A 22,001-nucleotide genomic window follows, 5' to 3' on the forward strand; every position below is an offset into this window, starting at 1 on the left:
AAAAACTATCCGATACTGGGTTCAAGTAATGTATTTATAAACCGGTGCAATACAAGAAAAATACCCAACCACATCAAACTCACAGATTGAGCAGATATTCCGGAGGTTATAACCTTTGAGGCGATTTCAAGCGATAACATATATAAAAACACGTTATTAAGATTCTTCGTTTTCAGGATATATTGGTTGTAAATACTCCTTATGATGAATCCAAAAAGCACACAACCAACAACAATTCCAACGTAGCCAAAATTGATATACATATCCCCCATAATAGTAGGAGGAATACCAAACCCTTCAAACTCCAGGTGGGTAATATTTTTTAACCATGATTGATAATCAACTTGCTTACCTGGCAAAATGGTTAATATATCCATAAAGAATGTAGAGCCGTATTCAAAATTATCCGACTTTATAAAGGCAGTAAAAACTTTTTCCAGGTTAGATATATAAAGCACAAACCTGAAAAGAAATGTTGTAGAAAGGTCAGTTGTAGTTAAGCTGTCCGGGTTTCTAAACATCTCAAACAAATTGACAAACAGCAGCCCTATGGAAGAAAAAACGGCCATAGTCTTGTTTGAAATGGATGAATACAGATAGTGGCGGGATATAAAAACGTACAAAGCAAGCCAAAGTAAGTACCTGCGTGATCCTGTACCAGTCATTGCCAAACCAATCGCTAAAAAAAAAATCAACAGCGTTTTCTTTTCTTTCCTGAAAAAAAATGTGTAAATAGCCAGCAAAGCTACCCCGTACATTCCAATAGTCATGAGGTATAGAAAGTAACCATTACCACCAACCGACAATGCAGCAACACGGGCAACTTCTTTATTCTTAGCTAAAAGAGGAACCCCACCTGCCCTGGCAAAAAAGATTAGGGCAGATAAAAGTCCAATAAAAATGAAAATTATACCAGCATTTTTTATTATGCTACTTGGTTTTGGAATTTCTGCTATTGATGAGGGAGTAATGGGCGAAAATTTTACATTAACACGTCTTGCGGCTAAGTAATAGCCCAGGTTAATACTCAAATAGCCCAATAAAACTATCTTTATAACATTTTGGTACTCCTCCGAACTAAATAGTTCAATAGAAAAAAAATAGAGAGCTATCGGACCGGCACCAATTAAAACTATGAAATAGATATTCAAAAAGACCTCGGGTTGAAAAAAATCGACATTTCTCTTTGAAAAGAGCGTAATTATAAATGCAATTACAGAAAGGATTACAAAGACCATGTTTAAAAATTTAACAATCCGGCTTTAACATCTTCAGCCCAGATTTCCAGCCAGGCAGGCTTTATTTGGTTGGCTTTGTTCATCATAGCCTTAAAACTCCCAGATTGACGGCCTGGCTTTGAATATATTTTGATGGATTGTAAAACAATATTTGAGGGTGACTGACTCAAAACCAAATCTGCATATTGATTGCCTTTGTTAAACCAGCTATCATCTGTGAAAGCATAAGCTGCAAACTTAATTTTGCCAGGATACTGTTGGTTTACCCAAGTAGTTAAAGTTTCGGATATTGCACCTGTATGTTTAGAACCGTAGAGATTGTGAATTGCAAAAGTAAATGTGAAACCTTTAAATACTGTCACATACTCTGATATGATCTTTTGCCAGTTAGCTGTATATCTGTCATTGGTGAAGCCTATCCTTTTTAATTCATCATCTGTACCAATCAAGTCAGCCTCAATTCCGTTAGTATTACTTCCTCCGGTTATGGCAATTGAGTTTAAAACAGAGCTATATGGTTTGATATCATTGTAAAGTGCAGATAAAAAGGTAAAATATTTATCTATATAATTCGCATTCCACGGGATAGGTGCCGTTGCTGGAGTTTGCCTTCCATCTTCAACATAGTTGTCACTCTGTTTCCAACTCATTACAGATTGTTGATTACCTAACAACCATTTTGGTGACCATCGCCCTGGAAGAACCGCGAAATTTACTTTCTTCCCTTTTTTTGCAACAGCATCCAAAACAGAATTAAGCAAACTGAAATTATAAGTATTTAAAGATGGGTTTAATTTTGACCATCCGATATAATACGTTATACCGTCAACTTTAGGGTTATCAAGGATATCATTAATCTGGTCTAAAGTATAATAGCTTCTTACAATAGCGTAGACTTTCACTAAAGAAGTTTGATGTTCAATACGAACATTTGGTTTACTAATAGCGTTTAATTGCGCCAAACAAAAAACCAGAACCAATAAAGATCTTATCTTAGCCATTTTATTTAAAAATTAAAAGTGTGTAATTAACTTCTTTTAAACAAAGACTTCCACCACGGCAGTTTTACCACTTGTTCATCCATATACTCCCCATAGCCGTAGCCAGAACCATACCCGTAACCATATCCGTAACCGTATCCGTAATTATTTTCAGCTAAATTAATGTCGTTTACAACAAGGTAAACTTTCTTCATTTTTCCAGTTTGAACCAGATCCTTTACAATAGAAAGCTGAGATTTGTATGTATAATTCTGCCTTAAAATATACAATGAAACATCAGCATATTTTTCAATCAGCAATGAATCAGACACAAGGCCTATTGGAGGACTATCGATAACGATATAATCATATTCTTTTTTCAATTGCTCGATCAGCGTTCCTAAACGATCGCTAAGAAGTAATTCAGCCGGATTTGGAGGAACCGGGCCGGCAGATATCATAAAACAATCAACTCCAAAAAATGTATTTTGTACAATGCTGTCAACTGTTACATTATTGGAAATAACGTAATTCGTAAAACCGATCTTTGTATCCATCCCCGCACTTGCAGTAAGTTTAGGCTTGCGAAGGTCAAGTTCCAGCAAAACTACTTTCTTCCCACTCAACGACAATGTACTGCCCAAATTTAGCGTAATGAAAGATTTACCCTCACCACTCATACTGGATGTTAGTAGTATTACCTGGCTCTTTTCTGAACTAATCACATACTGAAGATTAGTTCTTAATGCCCTGAATTGTTCAGAAATCACACTTCTTGAATTGCCAACGGACACAATATTATTTGATTCTGCATTATGGCCAATTTCGCCTATAATAGGAACGCTTACCAAGGCTTCAATATCTCTTTTTGAACTAATTCGTGTACGTAAGATATCCCTCAGATATATATAGAAGAGCGGCAATAATATTCCTGCAAACAAACAAACAATAAAACCTATCACCTTTTTTGACAAAGGCGGCTTATACTCACTCTTTGCTGAATCTATGATTCTCGCTGTAGAAATTGTTGATGTTTTTGATATTGCTGTTTCTTCACGTTTCTGAAGCAAAAACAAATACAATTGCTCCTTCACTGTTTGTTGGCGGGCGTAATCTAAATAGATACGGCTCTTGGATGGAACAGTCTTAATTTGCTTAGAAAAGTCTTTGTTTTTGCTTTCCAGTTGTTCCCTGGCAATTACAAGCCCGCTTCTGTAAGTAACCAGATTTGTCAACAATGCTGCTCTATATTTCTCTAACTGGGAATCCATGTTAGTTAAAACGGGGTTTGCATCCGTAAATGATAATGACTGTTTATCTCTTTCAAGCAAAAGTTCATTATATTTTTCCACTGCTGTAGCAAAACCTGCGTCCTGTAAAGTTATTGAGCCTGGTAATGTTTTCTTATTAGATGGATTATTTAAATACTTCTCTAAATCGTTCAATACACTTAATTGCAAATTAATGGTACTGAGTTGCTTGTCGTAATCTACCGCACTTCCTATTAATGCCTTTGATTGCTCATCTATATCAGCGATATTATTTTGCTTTTTATATTGCTCAAACTGATTCTCAACGCCATTCAACTCTGCTCCCACCAAACTAAGCCTTGTAGTTATAAATGCCAGTGTGCTGTCAGCTATCCTAACTTTATCTTCAAGATTTTCCTTTAGGTATTGAGTCATTAAGCCATTCAAAATCGCCTCACCCTTTTTTGAATTAGAATATTTTAACGATAGGCTAATAGTAGTAGCCGTTTTATCAGTCAAATCGGCTACATAGGCTTTTGTTATTTTTTCTACAGCAGTTTCTGGTGAAGTGATTTCCATTTGATATCCTTTAGGATCTACCGTAGCATTTCTCTTCGGAATGAAAACCAGCGTGTATTGGCTCAACTTGACACTGTCGCCAAAATTAATTGTCTTATTTACTTCATCAATATCATCAAGGTTTTGAATATGTACTTTACCGTTTACTACATCAAGTGCAAATTTCTGTGTGGAAACAGAGTCTTTTAAGTACTTTATCTTTACATCAAATGGCGCTTCATCATATAATTCGGTGGATTTGAATAACCCCCTTCTGGACAATGTTATATTAAGTTTTAACGTATCAACAACCTGGGATATCACAGAACGTGATTTTAATATTTGAACCTCATTCACTGCGTTGTTACTCATACCAAATAAAGAAGCAACATCAGTTAAATCTCCAAGACCAGCTTGCCCTCCGCTTGGCGTCTGCTGATTTTGTTGAACGAGCATCATTGAACTGATAGTGTAATCAGTTGTTGTGTATCTAATATATAAAACACCCAATACAAAGAACACAATGAAACTCAGAGTAAATAACTTCCAATGAGAAAACACCCTTCCTATTATTCCTTTAATGTCTATTTTTTCCACTCCGTCAACGAATTGATTTTGCTGGGGCTCTTTTTTTAGTGATTCACTCATAATTTAATAAGCATACGTTAGGCAACAAATAAACTATTATAACAATCTCATTTAAAAATCTAATGTTACAAGCTTATCCTTTGCTGAATTTCAAGGTTTTTGTTTTTCAATAAATTATTTAACTCTGTAAGCTAACACAAGTATAATTGACAGAAGTGCTCCAGCTAAACTGATATATCTGTTTTGTGAGGCATCTGTAGCATCCGACTTCGCCTTACGAGGTTCTACATAAACTATATCATTTTGTCGCAGATAGTAGTAGGGAGATGACATCACATCACTTTTCTTTAAATTAAACCTATATGGTGTTTTAGTACCATCAGGATTTTCCCTTATCAAAAGAACGTTTTCTCTTTTTCCGAAAATCGTAAGATCACCTGCCATCGCAATTGCATCAAGAATACTTACCTTCTCATTTGCCACTATATATTGCCCTGGCTTTAAAACCTCTCCCGTTACGCTTATTTTAAAATTGGCATATCTCACAATCACATTAGGATCTTTAAAGTATTTACGGGCAAGTGTCCGGATCGTATCGGCCAATTGTGAAGTAGTGTAACCGATAACCTTAATATCACCAAGTACAGGTAGCTGAACAATACCTTCTTTATTTACAAGATATCCGCTAACAGGAGGAGTGCTAAGAGCAGCAGATGCACCAATCGGAGAGGCACCACCAGAAAGCGGCGCGTTAGCGATGTTTATCATTGAAGTAGCCTGAGGGTCAATTGTTTGAATCAGAATTGTCAAGATATCATCAACGCGAATAACCGGCTCAACGTACTCAGATTTAGTTATTGCCTTAAGTTGACCGGAATCTGGTATGTCCTGAAAATATTTAATTTTTTTTGAGGAAGAACAAGAAATAAGGTTACAAGAAAGCAGAGCTATTAACGCAATGAAACATGCATTAAATAAATATTTTTTACGCATAAATATTGGATTTCATAGTATTGATACAGATGTTGTAAAACGTTGCAATATATGCACACTTTTTTACATAACCAATACAAAATTATAATTTTTTTAACGAAATGGAAATAAAATAATCATATGTTAACTAAAACATGCTTTTTAGTATAATATTTCAAATTTTAGGCTTGTCCCATTGTTCCACCAAAGTTCATGGGAAAGCCAGATGGATCTTGTTGAATTTTAATGCGGCCGTGTGCGTTTTCAAATTTTTCCAGATTCTCTTCCAATGCTGTTAACAGGCGTTTAGCATGTTCGGGAGTAAGAATAATACGCGATTTTACTTTTGCTTTGGGTACCCCCGGCATAACCCTGATAAAATCAAGCACAAACTCTGAACTTGAGTGGGTAATTACTGCCAGGTTTGAATAAACACCTTCGGCTATTTCTTCTGATAATTCAATATTCAATTGATTTTCGTTTTGTTCTTCCATGGGGCCAAAATTACAAAGCCAACTATATAGTATGGCGTTTTAAAAATTAATTTTTTCTTACCTTTTTATCAAGGTAGCATCTGAAACAATAAAGCAGTGATAAGGTTTTAACTATTTTTCGGTTGGCACAGAAATTGTTTAACGTAAGCGCATTAAATTTTGTTTTGCTAAAATATCGGGGCTCAAATAATATTAATAAGGTTATTTTAATTAAAAGTTATATTAATATTGCATCGCGTTAATTGCAGTATATTGCAGCCGGTTTTATAGAGAATGAAAACACAAATGTTAATTGATTAATTGCAATCCGTGACTATTTACAGCTATTCGGTTTGCATCATCGCCTGGTTAATCCTCAGTTTAATTATAGGTTTTTCAGGTAAAAAGAAAAAGATCGGTTTTGGGAAATCCTTGCTGATCAGTTTAATCTGTTCGCCCCTTGTTGGGTGGATAGTTGTATCATTTTCAAAGAATAAAATGTTAAATTCCAATAAACCCGGCAGTACTTTTACTGTAAACGATCAACAAGTACACCCCATGTCGCAAGTGTATGATTTGTTAGATGCTCCTCATCAAATTCAACTTTATAAAAACCTGCTTGATTCTGGTGCTATTACACAGCAGGAGTATGATCAAAAGAAAAGAGAGTTTTTAGATCTTTAGTTCGTTCCCACTCCTTACTTACTGACTGTTTAAATTATTTGCCATATGACGGCCTTAGCTGCTCTATGGCGACATTAATAGTCTTAATACCACCCTTTACCTATTAAGGTACAACCATAGGCTCTAAAGCGCTGTAAACGATTATTAGGAACTGTCGCGTTTTCACATATGCTATCATTTTTCGCGAATGTATTTCCCCAAACCGGGGCGCATAAAAAAAGGCCGCTGTAAACAGCGGCCTTTTTTTATTTAAAACTTTACAGAATTAAGCTTCTACTTCTTCAGCTTTTGAAGCCATTAAGCGATCAAATTCCTCTTGTGAGCCTACACGGATATTTTCGTATTCGCGTAAACCTGTACCTGAAGGAATCAGGTGACCAACAATAACGTTTTCTTTCAAGCCAAGCATTAAGTCTTTCTTACCTGCAATCGCAGCTTCGTTCAGTACTTTGGTTGTTTCCTGGAACGATGCAGCAGAGATAAACGATTTGGTGCCTAATGAAGCCCTGGTGATACCTTGCAATATCGGGCTTGAAGTGGCCGCAATAGCATCACGTACTTCAACTAACCTTAAGTCCCTACGTTTCAGGATAGAGTTCTCATCACGTAACCTTCTTAATGAAACAATCTGACCTGCTTTTAGTGAGGTTGAATCACCTGGCTCAACTACAACTTTTTTGTCAAATATCTCATCATTTTCGGTCATGAAATCCCAGCTGTCAACAGCTTCACGCTCAAGGAAACGGGTATCACCTGCATCCTCAATCGATACTTTCTGCATCATCTGGTGAACAATCACCTCAAAGTGTTTATCATTGATCTTCACACCCTGTAAACGGTAAACTTCCTGTATACCATTCACCAGGTATTCCTGTACTGCAGCCGGGCCTTTAATAGCCAGAATATCAGCAGGTGAAATAGAACCATCAGACAACGGCATACCAGCTTTCACAAAGTCATTATCCTGTACAAGGATGTGTTTTGACAATGGAACCAGGTATTTTTTAACCTGACCATCTTTTGATTCGATAGTGATTTCACGGTTACCACGTTTAACACCACCTAAGGTTACCACACCGTCAATTTCAGTAACTACGGCTGGGTTAGATGGGTTACGAGCTTCAAACAACTCAGTTACACGTGGTAAACCACCCGTAATATCCCGGGTTTTACCAGTTGAACGAGGAATTTTAGCAATAACCTGCCCTGTTTGTAGTTTTTCACCTTCTTCAACAGCAATGTGAGCACCTACCGGAATGTTATATCCTTTGATTACATTACCTTTTGTATCAGTAATTTGAATGGCAGGGTTTTTAGTTTTATCCCTGGTATCAATAATTACCTTTTCGCGGTGACCTGTTTGCTCGTCAGATTCTTCACGGAAAGTGATACCTTCTAATACGGCATCAAATTGTGTTAAACCTGCAAACTCAGATATGATAACCGCGTTGTACGGATCCCATGAACAGATACGGTCGCCTTTGGTAATTTTGCTGCCATCTTTGATATAAAGGTATGAGCCGTATGGAATGTTGTTGGTAACAATTACTTTGTTGCTTCCTTCTTCTACAATACGGAACTCACCTGAACGGCCCAATACTACATCAACTTCACCTTCTTCGGTTTTGTATTGAACAGTACGAACGTTTTCAAATTCAATGATACCATCAAACCTTGCATTGATCTGTGATTCAGCAGCAATGTTTGATGCGGTACCACCCACGTGGAACGTACGTAATGTTAACTGTGTACCCGGCTCACCGATTGACTGTGCAGCAATTACACCTACAGCCTCGCCTTTTTGCACGCGTTTACCGCTTGCAAGGTTACGGCCGTAGCACAATGCGCACACGCCACGTTTGCTTTCGCATGTTAATACCGAACGTATTTCAACTCCTTCAAGCGGAGAATTCTCAATTTTCTTGGCCACTTCTTCAGTAATGTCCTGACCGGCTCCTGCCAACAATTCGTTGGTAATAGGGTCATGCACATCATGTAAAGAAGTACGACCTAAAATACGATCATATAATGGCTCAACAATATCCTCATTATCTTTTAATGCTGTTGTATAGATACCTCTTAAAGTACCGCAATCAACCATTCCAACAATCATATCCTGGGCAACGTCATGCAACCTACGGGTTAAGTAACCAGCATCAGCTGTTTTCAACGCCGTATCCGCCAAACCTTTACGGGCACCGTGAGTAGAGATAAAGTATTCCAATACTGACAAACCTTCTTTAAAGTTTGAAAGGATCGGGTTTTCGATGATCTCACCACCTGAACCTGATTTTTGAGGTTTAGCCATCAAACCACGCATACCTGCAAGCTGACGGATCTGCTCTTTAGAACCACGGGCACCTGAATCAAGCATCATGTACACCGAGTTAAAGCCTTGATTATCGTTACTCAGGATGTCCATCACATTCGCGGTTAAGCGGTTGTTGATACGTGTCCAGATATCGATGATCTGATTGTAACGCTCGTTGTTGGTAATGAAACCCATGTTATAGTTGTTCATTACTTCTTCAACCTGTTTAGAGGCTGTTTCAATCAGCGTAACTTTTTCAGCTGGGATATTGATATCTTTCAGGTTAAATGATAAACCACCCTGGAATGCCATTCTGAAACCTAATTCCTTAATATCATCAAGGAACTGGGCCGCACGTGCCATACCGGTAATTTTCACCACCTCACCAATAATATCACGAAGTGATTTCTTGGTCAGCAATTCGTTAATATAACCTACTTCAACCGGTACATGCTGGTTAAACAACACGCGGCCTACAGTAGTATCAATAATTTTGCTTACAATGCTACCATCTTTTTCTTTAGCAAAAGCTTTCACTTTGATAAAGGCGTGCAGGTCAAGTTTCTTCTCGTTATAGGCGATAATTACTTCTTCTGCAGAGTAGAAAGTTAAACCTTGTCCTTTAACAACGCGGGTTTCATCAGTTTTACGGCCTTTGGTTATGTAGTACAAACCAAGCACCATGTCCTGAGATGGAACCGTGATAGGCGTTCCGTTGGCAGGGTTCAAAATGTTGTGCGATGCAAGCATCAAAATCTGGGCTTCCAAAATTGCCGCGTTACCAAGTGGTACGTGAACGGCCATCTGGTCACCGTCAAAATCCGCGTTGAAGGCGGTACAGGTTAACGGGTGCAACTGGATAGCTTTACCTTCAACCAATTTTGGCTGGAACGACTGGATACCCAACCTGTGCAGCGTAGGCGCACGGTTAAGTAATACCGGGTGTCCTTTTAATACATTTTCCAGAATGTCCCAAACTAATGGGTCTTTACGGTCAACGATCTTTTTGGCAGATTTTACAGTTTTAACCACACCACGCTCAATCATTTTGCGGATGATAAATGGTTTAAACAGCTCGGCAGCCATATCTTTTGGTAAACCGCACTCGTGTAATTTAAGGTTAGGACCTACAACAATTACCGAACGGGCAGAGTAATCCACACGTTTACCTAATAAGTTTTGACGGAAACGGCCTTGTTTACCTTTCAGGATGTCTGAAAGTGATTTCAAAGCACGGTTACCTTCAGTTTTAACGGCGTTTACTTTACGTGAGTTATCGAACAACGAATCCACAGCTTCCTGTAACATACGTTTTTCGTTACGTAAAATTACCTCTGGTGCTTTGATCTCGATCAAACGTTTTAAACGGTTGTTACGGATAATTACACGGCGGTATAAATCGTTCAAATCTGAAGTAGCGAAACGGCCACCTTCCAGAGGTACTAACGGACGCAGCTCAGGTGGGATAACCGGAACGATCTTAACGATCATCCACTCAGGGTTATTTTCGATCCTGGTTTTTGCATCACGGAAAGCCTCAACAACCTGTAAACGTTTTAAAGCTTCGTTTTTACGTTGTTGCGAAGTTTCGTTTGCAGCCTGGTGACGCAAGTTGTATGACAACTCATCAAGGTTAAGGCGTTTTAATAACTCCTCTAAAGCCTCGGCACCCATTTTAGCCACAAATTTCTGTGGATCTTTATCATCAAGGTACTGGTTTTCTTTTGGAAGGGTATCTAAAACATCAAGATATTCCTCTTCTGTAAGGAAATCCATTTTGTTGATACCGTCAGCTTCTTTAATACCAGGCTGGATAACTACATAGCGCTCGTAGTATATGATCAGGTCAAGCCTTTTTGTTGGCAAGCCTAATAAATAACCAATTTTGTTTGGTAATGAACGGAAGTACCAGATATGTGCAACAGGAACTACAAGGTTAATGTGGCCCATACGCTCACGACGTACTTTCTTTTCGGTTACTTCAACACCGCAACGGTCGCAAACAATACCTTTATAACGGATACGTTTGTATTTACCGCAATGGCACTCATAATCTTTAACCGGACCAAAAATACGTTCGCAGAATAAACCATCGCGCTCAGGTTTATAAGTCCTGTAGTTGATGGTTTCTGGTTTTAAAACTTCACCGCTTGAACGCTCAAGGATAGACTCCGGAGAGGCTAAACTGATGGTAATTGTGGTGAAATTACTTTTGATTTTATTATCCTTTTTGTAAGACATAGTCTCCTTTGTTTTTTAAAGTTAGAAGGTGAAAGGTAAAAGGTGAAAGGTAAAAGGTTTTTGACTTACGCCCTAACCTTTCACCTTTAGCCTTTAAGCTTTAACCTTATTCTAATGTGATATCTAAACCTAAACCTCTTAACTCATGAACCAATACGTTGAATGATTCAGGTACAGATGGTGTAGGCAGGTTTTCACCTTTAACAATAGCCTCGTAAGTTTTAGCACGGCCGATAACATCATCCGATTTAACGGTCAATATTTCCTGCAGTATGTTTGATGCACCGAATGCTTCCAATGCCCAAACCTCCATCTCACCAAAACGCTGACCACCAAACTGGGCTTTACCACCCAATGGCTGTTGTGTAATTAATGAGTATGGCCCGATAGAACGTGCGTGCATCTTATCGTCAACCATGTGACCAAGTTTCAGCATGTAGATGATACCTACTGTAGTTTGCTGGTCAAAACGATCGCCTGTTAAGCCGTTGTATAAATAGGTACGGCCTGATTCTGGTAAGTTTGCCTTTTTAACCCACTCTTCCACTTCTTCATGGCTTGCACCATCAAAAATCGGGGTAGCGAATTTAATACCAAGCTCTTTACCGGCCCAGCCTAATACGGTTTCATATATCTGCCCTAAGTTCATACGTGAAGGTACACCCAGTGGGTTCAACACAATATCAACCGGTGTTCCGTCTTCAAGGAAAGGCATATCTTCATCACGTACAATACGTGCAACAATACCTTTGTTACCGTGACGACCGGCCATTTTATCACCTACTTTAAGCTTACGCTTTTTAGCGATGTAAACTTTAGCCATTTGAACTATACCTGATGGCAGCTCATCACCCACGCTGATAGCGAATTTATCACGACGGTAAGCACCTAACTCCTCATTAACTTTGATGTTATAGTTGTGAAGCAGTAACTTGATCTGATCGTTTTTATCATCATCAGTTGTCCATTTAGTTGGGTTAATGTTTTCGTAATTAAGCTCAACTAAAATTTTCTGAGTGAATTTAACACCTTTTGGTACATGAAGCTCTTTATAAACGTTGTAAACACCTTGTGATGTTTTACCGTTTACGATCTCAAATAACTTTTCAATCAAAGTATTTTTAAGCTCTTTTACAGCTCTTTCATGACGGGTATCTAATTTCTCCAACTGTGCTTTTTCTTCGGCCTTTGAGGTCTTTTTAGCACGGCTGAATAATTTAGTATCAATAACCACACCTGCAATAGATGGTGGAGTTTTCAGTGACGCATCTTTAACGTCGCCTGCTTTATCACCAAATATGGCACGTAACAGTTTTTCTTCCGGTGATGGATCTGATTCACCTTTTGGAGTGATCTTACCAATCAGGATATCGCCTTCTTTAACCTCAGCACCAACACGGATAATACCGTCTTCGTCAAGGTCTTTAGTAGCTTCTTCCGATACGTTAGGGATATCTGGTGTTAATTCCTCTTCACCACGTTTGGTATCACGTACTTCCAATTCAAACTCTTCAACGTGAAGTGAAGTGAAAATATCCTGTGATACAACACGCTCAGATATTACAATCGCATCCTCAAAGTTATAACCTTGCCAAGGCATGAATGCCACTTTCAGGTTACGGCCTAAAGCCAGTTCACCTGCTTGTGTAGCATAACCTTCGCAAAGCACCTCTCCTTTTGATACCCTCTGGCCTTTTTTAACAATAGGCTTCAGGTTCATGGTAGTACTTTGGTTGGTTTTCTTGAACTTGGTTAAACGATAGCTTTTTGAATCGCCATCAAATGAAACCAAACGATCAAGCTCATCACGGTCATATTTAATACGGATTTCGTTTGCGTCTACATATTCAACCACACCATCGCCTTCAGCATTGATAAGTGTACGTGAATCTTTAGCCACACGGCCTTCCAAACCGGTACCAACAATTGGCGCTTCAGGGCGTAACAAAGGTACAGCCTGGCGTTGCATGTTTGATCCCATCAATGCACGGTTAGCATCATCATGTTCCAGAAACGGAATTAATGAAGCCGCTATTGAAGTAATCTGGTTTGGAGCAATATCCATCAGATCCAGTCTTTCTGGCTCAATGATCGGGAAGTCGCCCTCGAAACGTGCTTTTACACGCGGAGTAGCAAATTCACCTTTATCATCATATACAGCATTTGCCTGGCCTATAGTTTTACCGTCTTCATCTTCTGCAGACAGGTAAATAACCGGCTCATCAACCTGTACCTTACCTTCAACCACACGTTTGTACGGAGTTTCGATAAAGCCTAAGTTGTTGATCTTGGCGTGTACACAAAGTGACGAGATCAAACCAATGTTCGGACCTTCGGGAGTTTCAATGGTACACAACCTACCGTAGTGGGTGTAGTGTACGTCACGAACTTCGAAACCGGCACGCTCACGTGACAGACCACCGGGCCCAAGGGCTGACAGACGACGCTTGTGCGTGATCTCTGCCAGTGGATTGGTTTGGTCCATGAACTGTGATAACTGGTTTGTTCCGAAGAACGAGTTGATCACCGATGATAATGTACGTGCGTTGATCAGGTCGGTTGGGGTAAACACCTCGTTGTCACGGATGTTCATACGCTCACGTATAGTACGGGCCATACGGGCCAAACCAACACCAAACTGAGCATATAACTGCTCACCCACTGTACGAACACGACGGTTTGACAAGTGATCGATATCATCCACCTCAGCTTTAGAGTTGATCAGTTTGATCAGGTACTTAACTATGGCAATAATATCCTGTTTGGTTAACACCTTTGTTTCTTCAGAGGTGGTTAACTTCAGTTTACGGTTGATGCGGTAACGACCTACATCGCCCAGGTCATATCTTTTATCAGAGAAGAATAAACGATCAATGATACCACGAGCTGTTTCTTCATCAGGTGGTTCAGCGTTACGTAACTGACGGTAGATGTGCTCAACCGCTTCTTTCTCCGAGTTGGAAGTATCTTTCTGTAAGGTATTGTATATAATAGTATAATCACCGCTGGTGGATGCATCTTCCTTGTTCAGGATGATGGTTTTAACACCGGCATCAATGATCATATCAATATGGTCATCTTCCAATACGGTTTCACGCTCAAGAATGATCTCATTACGGTCGATAGAAACAACTTCACCTGTATCTTCATCCACAAAATCTTCAACCCATTTTTTGAGCACCCTTGCAGCAAGCTTACGGCCGATGAATTTCTTCAGGCCTGATTTGCTTACCTTTACTTCGTCGGCCAGTTCAAACAGCTCTAATATATCTTTATCAGAGTCATAACCGATAGCACGAAGCAATGTAGTAACCGGGAATTTCTTTTTACGGTCAATGTAAGCATACATCACGTTGTTAACGTCTGTAGCAAACTCAATCCATGAACCTTTAAAAGGGATAACACGGGCAGAGTACAATTTTGTACCGTTGGTGTGGCGGCTCTGGCCAAAGAACACACCTGGTGAACGGTGTAACTGCGATACAATTACACGCTCGGCACCGTTAATAACAAAAGTACCTTTAGGGGTCATGTAAGGGATAGTTCCCAGGTACACATCCTGTACAATTGTTTCAAAATCTTCGTGCTCCTCATCATTACATGACAGGCGAAGTTTGGCTTTTAAAGGCACACTGTAAGTTAATCCGCGCTCAATACACTCTTGTATATCATAACGTGGCGGATCAATAAAGTAATCAAGAAACTCTAAAACAAAGATGTTTCTTGAATCAGATATCGGAAAGTTTTCGGCAAACACTTTAAACAACCCTTCTTTATAACGGTTGTCTGAGGTGGTTTCCAATTGAAAAAATTCCTGGAAAGATTGCAACTGCACATCCAGAAAATCAGGGTAATCAAGTACCTTTCTACTGGTTGCAAAGTTTACTCTTTGATTATTTTCGTTTGCCAAGGTATTATAATTTTAGTTTATTAATAAACTTATGTAGATGTGTGAGATCTGTGATGTGAGACTTGAGACCGGATTTATCTTTGAATTATTGGCAGTTAATGTTAAGCTGCTAAAAAATGTCAAATCTAATATCTCAATACTCATATCTAATTCCACAATCCAAACCTTTATAAACAGCAATAGACCCCGACCAAACTGGTCGGAGTCTCATGCTATATGTTATTGGGTTAAATTATTTAACCTCAACTACTGCTCCAGCTTCTTCTAATTGAGCTTTTAAAGATTGAGCTTCTTCTTTAGTTACACCAGTTTTTAATTCTTTAGGTGCACCATCAACTAAATCTTTAGCTTCTTTCAAACCAAGGCCGGTTAAGTCTTTTACTAATTTAACAACTGCTAATTTAGAGCCACCTGCTTCTTTCAGGATAACGTCAAATGCAGTTTGTTCTGCAGCAGCAGCAGGGGCATCATCGCCACCAGCAGGAGCAGCAGCAACAGCTACAGCTGCAGCAGCAGGCTCAATACCATACTCATCTTTTAAGATTTGAGCTAATTCGTTTACTTCTTTTACTGTTAAGTTTACCAACTGTTCAGCAAACGCTTTTAAATCCGCCATTTTATTTAAATTTTACTTTTAATGCTTTTTGTTTGTTAATATCGAACTTTAATAAGGTGTTCGTTAACCTATTTCCTGTAATGTTTTTACAACACCTGCAATGATAGTTCCGCCTGATTGTAGGGCTGAAATAACGTTTTTCGCAGGAGATTGCAGTAATCCAACTATCTCGCCAATTAATTGTTCCTTTGATTTTAGTTTGATCAAAGTATCAATTTGGTTATCACCGATAAATATCGCTGAATCAATATAAGCTGCTTTTAAAACTGGTTTATCGCCGCCTTTTCTCAGTTGTTTGATCAGCTTTGCCGGAGCAGTTGCTGATTTAGAGAAAAGGATTGATGAAGAACCTTTTAATACATCAAATATCGGAGTATAATCACCGCCTGCAGCTTCCATAGCTTTTTTAATCAAGCTGTTTTTAGCTACCTTCATCGTAATGTCGCTTTCGAAGCATTTACGACGGATGTCATTGATCTTTGCAACCGTCAGATCAGAAGTATCGGTAATATAAAAATTACCAAATTCATTCATCTGCTCAGTAAGGGCAAGAACAAGATCGTGTTTTTCTTCTTTATTCATGATTAAATCCCCGCTACTGTTTTGGTTTCAATTTCAATTCCAGGTGACATAGTTGAAGATAAATGAATACTCTTGAAATATGTTCCTTTTGCTGCTGAAGGTTTCAATTTAGAGATAGTTTGCAATACTTCTAATGCATTCTCATAAATCTTATCTGCAGAGAAAGATGCTTTTCCTATTGAAGTGTGGATGATACCTGTTTTATCAACCTTGAAGTCAATTTTACCACCTTTTACCTCAGTTACAGCCTTTCCAACTTCTGGAGTTACTGTTCCTGATTTAGGGTTAGGCATAAGGTTACGTGGGCCTAATATACGACCTAAACGACCTACCTTAGCCATTACACTTGGCATAGTGATGATAATATCAACATCAGTCCATCCGCCTTCAATCTTGGCAATATAATCATCCAAACCTACGTAATCTGCACCTGCGTCTTTTGCTTCTTGTTCCTTATCAGGAGTACAAAGCACCAGTACACGTACAGTTTTACCGGTTCCATGAGGTAATGTTGCAATACCACGTACCATTTGATTGGCTTTACGCGGGTCAACACCTAAACGAACGTCTATATCAACAGATGAGTCAAACTTGGTAAGGGTTAATTCCTTTACTAAAGCCGACGCAGCTTCTAATGAATACGATTTGTTTGCCTCAATTTTGGAGAGTGCCACTTTTTGATTTTTTGTTAATCTAGCCACTGTCTTAAACTGATTTTAATATAAATTAATTATTCCAGGGAGCCGTACCTGATACGGTGATTCCCATACTACGGGCAGTACCTGCCACCATTTTCATGGCTGATTCAACTGTAAATGCGTTAAGATCTACCATTTTATCTTTAGCAATAGTTTCAACCTGTTCCCAATTTACATTGGCAACTTTTTTACGGTTGGGCTCTGCTGAACCACTTTTTAAACCTGTTGCTTCCAATAACTGGATTGCAACCGGCGGGGTTTTAATGATAAAATCGAAAGATTTATCAACGTAAACAGTAATCAAAACAGGCAACACCTTACCAGGTTTGTCCTGGGTACGTGCATTGAACTGCTTGCAAAACTCCATGATGTTCACCCCTTTTGCACCCAATGCAGGGCCTATTGGAGGTGATGGGTTTGCAGCGCCGCCTTTTACCTGCAGCTTTACCATCGCACCGATTTCTTTTGCCATTTTAATTTACTTTAATTATAACTCAATGTTAGTAAGTGGAAGCTAAGTAACATTTAAGATCTTTATACTTGAAAGGTTTGAGTGATGAGTTCTGAGTTTTTTAACCCTAACTTAATACTTCAATTGCTTTCTTTTAATATGCTTTGAGTAAGTTTATCATACCGAATCCTGCCTTCCAGTTCAGGAGTCATGATAAAACTAACTATTCTTTCTCTACCTGCATGTAATTCAATTCAAGCGGCGTACGGCGCCCAAATATCTTTACCATTACTTTCAGTTTCTTTTTCTCTTCGTTAACCTCTTCAATTACACCGCTGAAGCCGTTAAAAGGACCATCCATCACTTTCACGCTTTCGCCAATGTAATAAGGCACGTTCATGGTTTCGCCCTGGGCACTCATTTCATCAACCTTACCTAAAATACGGTTAACTTCGGCCTGGCGCAATGGAATAGCATTACCGGCTTTATCGCCTAAAAATCCTATTACACTGTTAATGTTTTTTATAATGTGTTCGGTTTCGCCGTCAAGTACAGCTTCCATTAACACATAACCCGGGAAATAGTTACGCTCTTTAGCTATCTTTTTCCCATCGCGCATCTGGTAGTACTTTTCGGTAGGTATAAGTACCTGTGGTACTAAATGCGTGATGCCCAAACGACTAATTTCGGCATCTATATATTGTTTTACCTTCTTTTCTTTACCACTTATGGCCCTCACTACATACCATTTCAATTGATCACTCATCTCTGTCTCCTGATATTATGTTAGTGAATGATAAAATATGTCAAGCAAATAATGAATGATCTGGTCCATACCTACAATAACCAAAGCTATAATAATTGCAGCAACCAGTACCAAAACAGCACTGCTTTGCAACTCGCGCCATGTTGGCCAAGTTACCTTTTGGGTTAACTCGATGTATGATTCTTTAATATATTCAGCTACGCCTGCCATATTTGTTGTTTGCTTTGTGCACGGGAACAAGGATTCGAACCCTGATCAAAGGTTTTGGAGACCTCTATTCTACCGTTGAACTATTCCCGTGTATGTAAGAAAACACAAGCCTGCTTTTTACAGACAAGCTTATGTTTCCAATTAACCTTTTTTGAAATTCTTATTTTAAAATTTCAGTTACCTGGCCAGCACCTACTGTTCTGCCACCTTCACGGATAGCGAAACGTAAGCCTTTTTCCATAGCGATAGCGTTGATCAATTTTACAGTGATGGTAACGTTGTCACCTGGCATAACCATTTCTACACCTTCGGCTAATGAAATCTCACCAGTTACGTCAGTTGTACGGAAATAGAATTGCGGACGGTATTTATTGAAGAATGGAGTGTGACGGCCACCTTCTGCTTTTGATAATACGTAAACTTCTGCTTTGAAGTCTGTGTGAGGAGTTACTGAACCTGGTTTGCAAATAACCATACCACGACGGATATCAGTTTTTTCAATACCACGTAACAATAAACCTACGTTGTCACCTGCTTCACCACGGTCAAGGATCTTGCGGAACATCTCAACACCTGTTACGGTTGATTTTAAGTTCTCAGCACCCATACCTAAGATGTCAACTTGCTCACCAGAGTTGATTACACCACGCTCAATACGACCGGTAGCAACAGTACCACGACCAGTGATTGAGAATACGTCTTCAACCGGCATTAAGAAAGGAAGATCAGTTAAACGTGGAGGAATAGGGATGTAGCTATCTACAGCGTCCATAAGCTCCATGATTTTACCAACCCAGGTAGGATCGCCATTAAGACCACCCAATGCTGAACCTTGGATTACAGGGATATCATCACCTGGATATTCGTAGAATGATAATAATTCACGAATTTCCATTTCAACTAATTCTAATAATTCCGGATCATCAACCATGTCAACCTTGTTCATAAATACAACAAGTGCAGGTACACCTACCTGACGTGCTAACAGGATGTGTTCGCGGGTTTGTGGCATCGGACCGTCAGTAGCAGCAACAACAATGATTGCACCATCCATCTGAGCAGCACCAGTAACCATGTTTTTCACATAATCCGCGTGACCAGGACAGTCAACGTGTGCATAGTGACGGTTAGCTGTTGAATACTCAACGTGTGCTGTATTGATAGTGATACCACGTTCTTTTTCTTCAGGAGCTGAGTCAATTGAATCAAATGAACGAGCTTCTGATAAACCTGCATCAGCTAATACTTTAGTGATAGCTGCAGTAAGGGTTGTTTTGCCGTGGTCAACGTGACCGATTGTACCGATGTTTAAGTGCGGTTTACTGCGGTCAAACTTTTCTTTTGCCATGATTTATTATTATTTGTAGGTTAATTTTATACTTAAAAATGTATTCTCTTTTATTCTATTGAGCCAACAATGGGATTTGAACCCATGACCTCTTCCTTACCAAGGAAGTGCTCTACCCCTGAGCTACGTCGGCTTATGTTTTGCTTTAGTTTGCAGTTGTCAGTTTTTAGTTTGCAGTTATTTACTGCTTACGGCCAACTGCCTACTGTAACCGAGCGGAAGACGAGGTTCGAACTCGCGACCTATAGCTTGGAAGGCTATCGCTCTACCAACTGAGCTACTTCCGCTTATTTTAAATTCCAAAAACTAAACTCTAAACTCTAATGTGACTCAGAATTCAGAATTTAGTTTTATGCTGGAATTTTCCAGTGGGGGGAGAAGGATTCGAACCTTCGTAGCCGAAGCAACGGATTTACAGTCCGTCCCATTTGACCGCTCTGGTATCCCCCCATTAGTTGATTTCGGATTGGAAATGTCCAAGATTGAAGCTAAACACTTCTATCCGAAAAAAACTGAGCCTCCTATCGGGATCGAACCAATGACCTACTGATTACAAGTCAGTCGCTCTACCAGCTGAGCTAAGGAGGCTTATGTTTATTTACCTTTTCTTCTTTTCAAAACCTCAAGTGGCTTATCAAATTCGAGCGGCAAAACTAATAACCTTTTTTATATTTTAAAGAACTATTTTTATAAAAGTTTTCCGGGGTATTTTACTACGCTGGCACCTCTCTGAAAGGGATTGCAAATCTACGAAAATTTTGTCCCGTGCAAAATTTTTTATCAAAAAAAATCGACAGGCTTCAAACCTGCCGATTTTTGGCTTAAAAACGCCGTTTTTATATTAAAAATCGTCTTCTGCCGTCATCAGGATAGCCTTTTTGGCTGCAGCATCAGCGATTGTTTTCTTCTGTTTATGTTTTTCTATCTGCTTGCGCAGGCATTCAACTGCCAAATCAGTTGCTTCTTCAAAACTTTTACATTGCTCTTTTGCAAAAATCTGGTTTCCGGGAAGTAACAATTTAATTTCCGTTATCTTATTGGCCTCATCTTCCACATTCTCAAGCTTTAAGTAAACTTCACCACTAACTATCTGATCATAGAAAGTATCAAGTTTATCAACTTTTTTCTGAATAAAATCCAACAATTTCCTGTCTGCGGTAAAATGAATTGATTGCACTGTAATTTTCATGTTTCCTCCTTTGATTACGCCTTTGGATGGGCTTGTTTGTAAATAGACTTTAATCTTTCAACTGAATTGTGTGTATAAATTTGGGTTGCGCTCAGATTGGCATGGCCCAAAAGTTCTTTGATTGAGTTTAAATCGGCACCTTCATTCAACAAGGTTGTTGCAAAAGTGTGCCGCAGTACGTGCGGGCTTTTCTTATTTTGGGTTGATATGTTGGAGAGGTATTTTTGCACTATTAAATATATTAGTTTCGGATAAGCATCAGCTCCTTTAGTTGTAACGATTAAAGCACCGGAATTGTTATGAAATTGTTGATTTTTCTTTAACTCCAGGTAATCACTCAGCAATATCCTAAGCTCGGTATTCATAGGAATTATCCGTTCCTTATTTCGTTTACCCAATACCTTCAGGGTACCTTCATAATCGTTAATATCCTGATCTTTAAGGCCCAGCAGTTCGGCCAGACGCATACCAGTGCCAAACAGTATTTCAATTACCAGTTTATCGCGCTGGCCCGAGAAATCATCTGAAAATATTTCGCGGTTATCAAGCATTTGAGTAAGCTCGGTACTTTCTACCACTACCGGCAGGTTTTTGGGTGTTTTTTGTGATCGTATTTTTGATGTTGGGTTTTCGGAAATAACTCCCTCCTGCAACAAAAATTTAAAGTATTTACGCAGGGTAGCCATTTTACGATTTACAGAACGGGCAGTAAGCTTATTGCCCATGAGCTCAACCATCCAGTTACGGATGTCATGATGGCTTATTTGACTGGGGTGGGTAGTAGCTGGCTCCTGGCTTGTTTCCGGGCTTGCAGCATCGCTAAGGAAGAGCATGAACTGATCCAGATCTGATTGATAGGCTAATACTGTATGGGGCGAGTATCGCTTTTCAAACTTAATGTACCGGATAAAACGCTCTGAAAACATAAAAACTATT

17 protein-coding genes and 5 tRNA genes are annotated in these 22,001 nt (G+C 39.1%); 1 reads left to right on the plus strand and 21 read right to left on the minus strand.

Going from position 1 to position 22,001, the window contains the following annotated elements; genetic code table 11:
* Positions 1 to 5: 5 nt before the first annotated feature.
* The 5 genes from QWZ01_RS15285 to QWZ01_RS15305 all read right to left on the minus strand — a co-directional run bounded on the left by QWZ01_RS15285 (position 6) and on the right by QWZ01_RS15305 (position 6,080).
* A complete protein-coding gene (locus tag QWZ01_RS15285) occupies positions 6 to 1,238 on the minus strand; it encodes an O-antigen polymerase (protein ID WP_290324680.1) in 1,233 nt (410 codons plus the stop codon).
* A 2-nt stretch (positions 1,239 to 1,240) separates the two neighbouring features.
* A complete protein-coding gene (locus tag QWZ01_RS15290) occupies positions 1,241 to 2,239 on the minus strand; it encodes a beta-galactosidase (protein ID WP_290324683.1) in 999 nt (332 codons plus the stop codon).
* A 26-nt stretch (positions 2,240 to 2,265) separates the two neighbouring features.
* The gene (locus QWZ01_RS15295; protein WP_290324685.1) at positions 2,266 to 4,674 is read right to left on the minus strand and encodes a GumC family protein; all 2,409 of its coding nucleotides are present in this window, start codon (positions 4,672 to 4,674) and stop codon (positions 2,266 to 2,268) included.
* A gap of 114 nt (positions 4,675 to 4,788) precedes the next feature.
* Positions 4,789 to 5,607: a polysaccharide biosynthesis/export family protein gene (locus QWZ01_RS15300; RefSeq protein ID WP_290324687.1), complete on the minus strand. Its 819-nt coding sequence runs from the start codon at positions 5,605 to 5,607 to the stop codon at positions 4,789 to 4,791.
* A 161-nt stretch (positions 5,608 to 5,768) separates the two neighbouring features.
* Positions 5,769 to 6,080: a DUF3467 domain-containing protein gene (locus QWZ01_RS15305; protein ID WP_290324689.1), complete on the minus strand. Its 312-nt coding sequence runs from the start codon at positions 6,078 to 6,080 to the stop codon at positions 5,769 to 5,771.
* 477 nt (positions 6,081 to 6,557) lie between these two features.
* Here QWZ01_RS15305 and QWZ01_RS15310 point away from each other — a divergent pair, with 477 nt between their 5' ends.
* Positions 6,558 to 6,743: an SHOCT domain-containing protein gene (locus tag QWZ01_RS15310; protein ID WP_290324691.1), complete on the plus strand. Its 186-nt coding sequence runs from the start codon at positions 6,558 to 6,560 to the stop codon at positions 6,741 to 6,743.
* A gap of 265 nt (positions 6,744 to 7,008) precedes the next feature.
* Here the strand turns inward: QWZ01_RS15310 and rpoC are convergent, their stop codons facing one another.
* The 16 genes from rpoC to QWZ01_RS15390 form a co-directional block, all read right to left on the minus strand.
* Positions 7,009 to 11,295 carry a DNA-directed RNA polymerase subunit beta' gene (rpoC, locus tag QWZ01_RS15315; RefSeq protein ID WP_290324693.1) on the minus strand — a complete coding sequence of 1,429 codons (4,287 nt, stop codon included), beginning with the start codon at positions 11,293 to 11,295 and terminating at the stop codon, positions 7,009 to 7,011.
* Between the two features lie 106 nt (positions 11,296 to 11,401).
* Positions 11,402 to 15,205 carry a DNA-directed RNA polymerase subunit beta gene (rpoB, locus tag QWZ01_RS15320; RefSeq protein WP_290324695.1) on the minus strand — a complete coding sequence of 1,268 codons (3,804 nt, stop codon included), beginning with the start codon at positions 15,203 to 15,205 and terminating at the stop codon, positions 11,402 to 11,404.
* A 232-nt stretch (positions 15,206 to 15,437) separates the two neighbouring features.
* Positions 15,438 to 15,821: a 50S ribosomal protein L7/L12 gene (gene rplL, locus QWZ01_RS15325; RefSeq protein ID WP_076374902.1), complete on the minus strand. Its 384-nt coding sequence runs from the start codon at positions 15,819 to 15,821 to the stop codon at positions 15,438 to 15,440.
* A 63-nt stretch (positions 15,822 to 15,884) separates the two neighbouring features.
* A complete protein-coding gene (rplJ, locus tag QWZ01_RS15330; RefSeq protein WP_290324698.1) occupies positions 15,885 to 16,403 on the minus strand; it encodes a 50S ribosomal protein L10 in 519 nt (172 codons plus the stop codon).
* Between the two features lie 2 nt (positions 16,404 to 16,405).
* Positions 16,406 to 17,104, minus strand: a complete 699-nt coding sequence (gene rplA / locus QWZ01_RS15335; protein WP_290324700.1) for a 50S ribosomal protein L1 — start codon at positions 17,102 to 17,104, stop codon at positions 16,406 to 16,408.
* Positions 17,105 to 17,129: 25 nt separating this feature from the next.
* Positions 17,130 to 17,573: a 50S ribosomal protein L11 gene (rplK, locus tag QWZ01_RS15340; RefSeq protein ID WP_290324702.1), complete on the minus strand. Its 444-nt coding sequence runs from the start codon at positions 17,571 to 17,573 to the stop codon at positions 17,130 to 17,132.
* 202 nt (positions 17,574 to 17,775) lie between these two features.
* Entirely contained in the window at positions 17,776 to 18,318 is a 543-nt protein-coding gene (gene nusG, locus QWZ01_RS15345) for a transcription termination/antitermination protein NusG (RefSeq protein ID WP_290324705.1), read from the minus strand.
* Between the two features lie 15 nt (positions 18,319 to 18,333).
* On the minus strand, positions 18,334 to 18,528 hold the full coding sequence (gene secE, locus QWZ01_RS15350; RefSeq protein WP_290324707.1) for a preprotein translocase subunit SecE: 195 nt from the start codon (positions 18,526 to 18,528) through the stop codon (positions 18,334 to 18,336).
* A 19-nt stretch (positions 18,529 to 18,547) separates the two neighbouring features.
* Positions 18,548 to 18,618: transfer RNA gene (locus QWZ01_RS15355), tRNA-Trp, on the minus strand.
* 70 nt (positions 18,619 to 18,688) lie between these two features.
* Positions 18,689 to 19,876: an elongation factor Tu gene (gene tuf / locus QWZ01_RS15360; protein ID WP_290324709.1), complete on the minus strand. Its 1,188-nt coding sequence runs from the start codon at positions 19,874 to 19,876 to the stop codon at positions 18,689 to 18,691.
* Positions 19,877 to 19,937: 61 nt separating this feature from the next.
* Positions 19,938 to 20,009 (minus strand) — tRNA-Thr (locus tag QWZ01_RS15365).
* 81 nt (positions 20,010 to 20,090) lie between these two features.
* Positions 20,091 to 20,163 (minus strand) — tRNA-Gly (locus QWZ01_RS15370).
* Positions 20,164 to 20,245: 82 nt separating this feature from the next.
* Positions 20,246 to 20,326 (minus strand) — tRNA-Tyr (locus tag QWZ01_RS15375).
* Positions 20,327 to 20,391: 65 nt separating this feature from the next.
* A tRNA-Thr gene (locus QWZ01_RS15380) sits at positions 20,392 to 20,464 on the minus strand.
* A gap of 253 nt (positions 20,465 to 20,717) precedes the next feature.
* The gene (hpf, locus tag QWZ01_RS15385) at positions 20,718 to 21,065 is read right to left on the minus strand and encodes a ribosome hibernation-promoting factor, HPF/YfiA family (RefSeq protein WP_290324711.1); all 348 of its coding nucleotides are present in this window, start codon (positions 21,063 to 21,065) and stop codon (positions 20,718 to 20,720) included.
* 14 nt (positions 21,066 to 21,079) lie between these two features.
* On the minus strand, positions 21,080 to 21,991 hold the full coding sequence (locus tag QWZ01_RS15390) for a tyrosine-type recombinase/integrase (protein ID WP_290324713.1): 912 nt from the start codon (positions 21,989 to 21,991) through the stop codon (positions 21,080 to 21,082).
* Between the last annotated feature and the right edge of the window lie 10 nt (positions 21,992 to 22,001).

It is taken from the genome of Mucilaginibacter aquaedulcis (assembly GCF_030409325.1).
Lineage (GTDB): Bacteria > Bacteroidota > Bacteroidia > Sphingobacteriales > Sphingobacteriaceae > Mucilaginibacter > Mucilaginibacter aquaedulcis.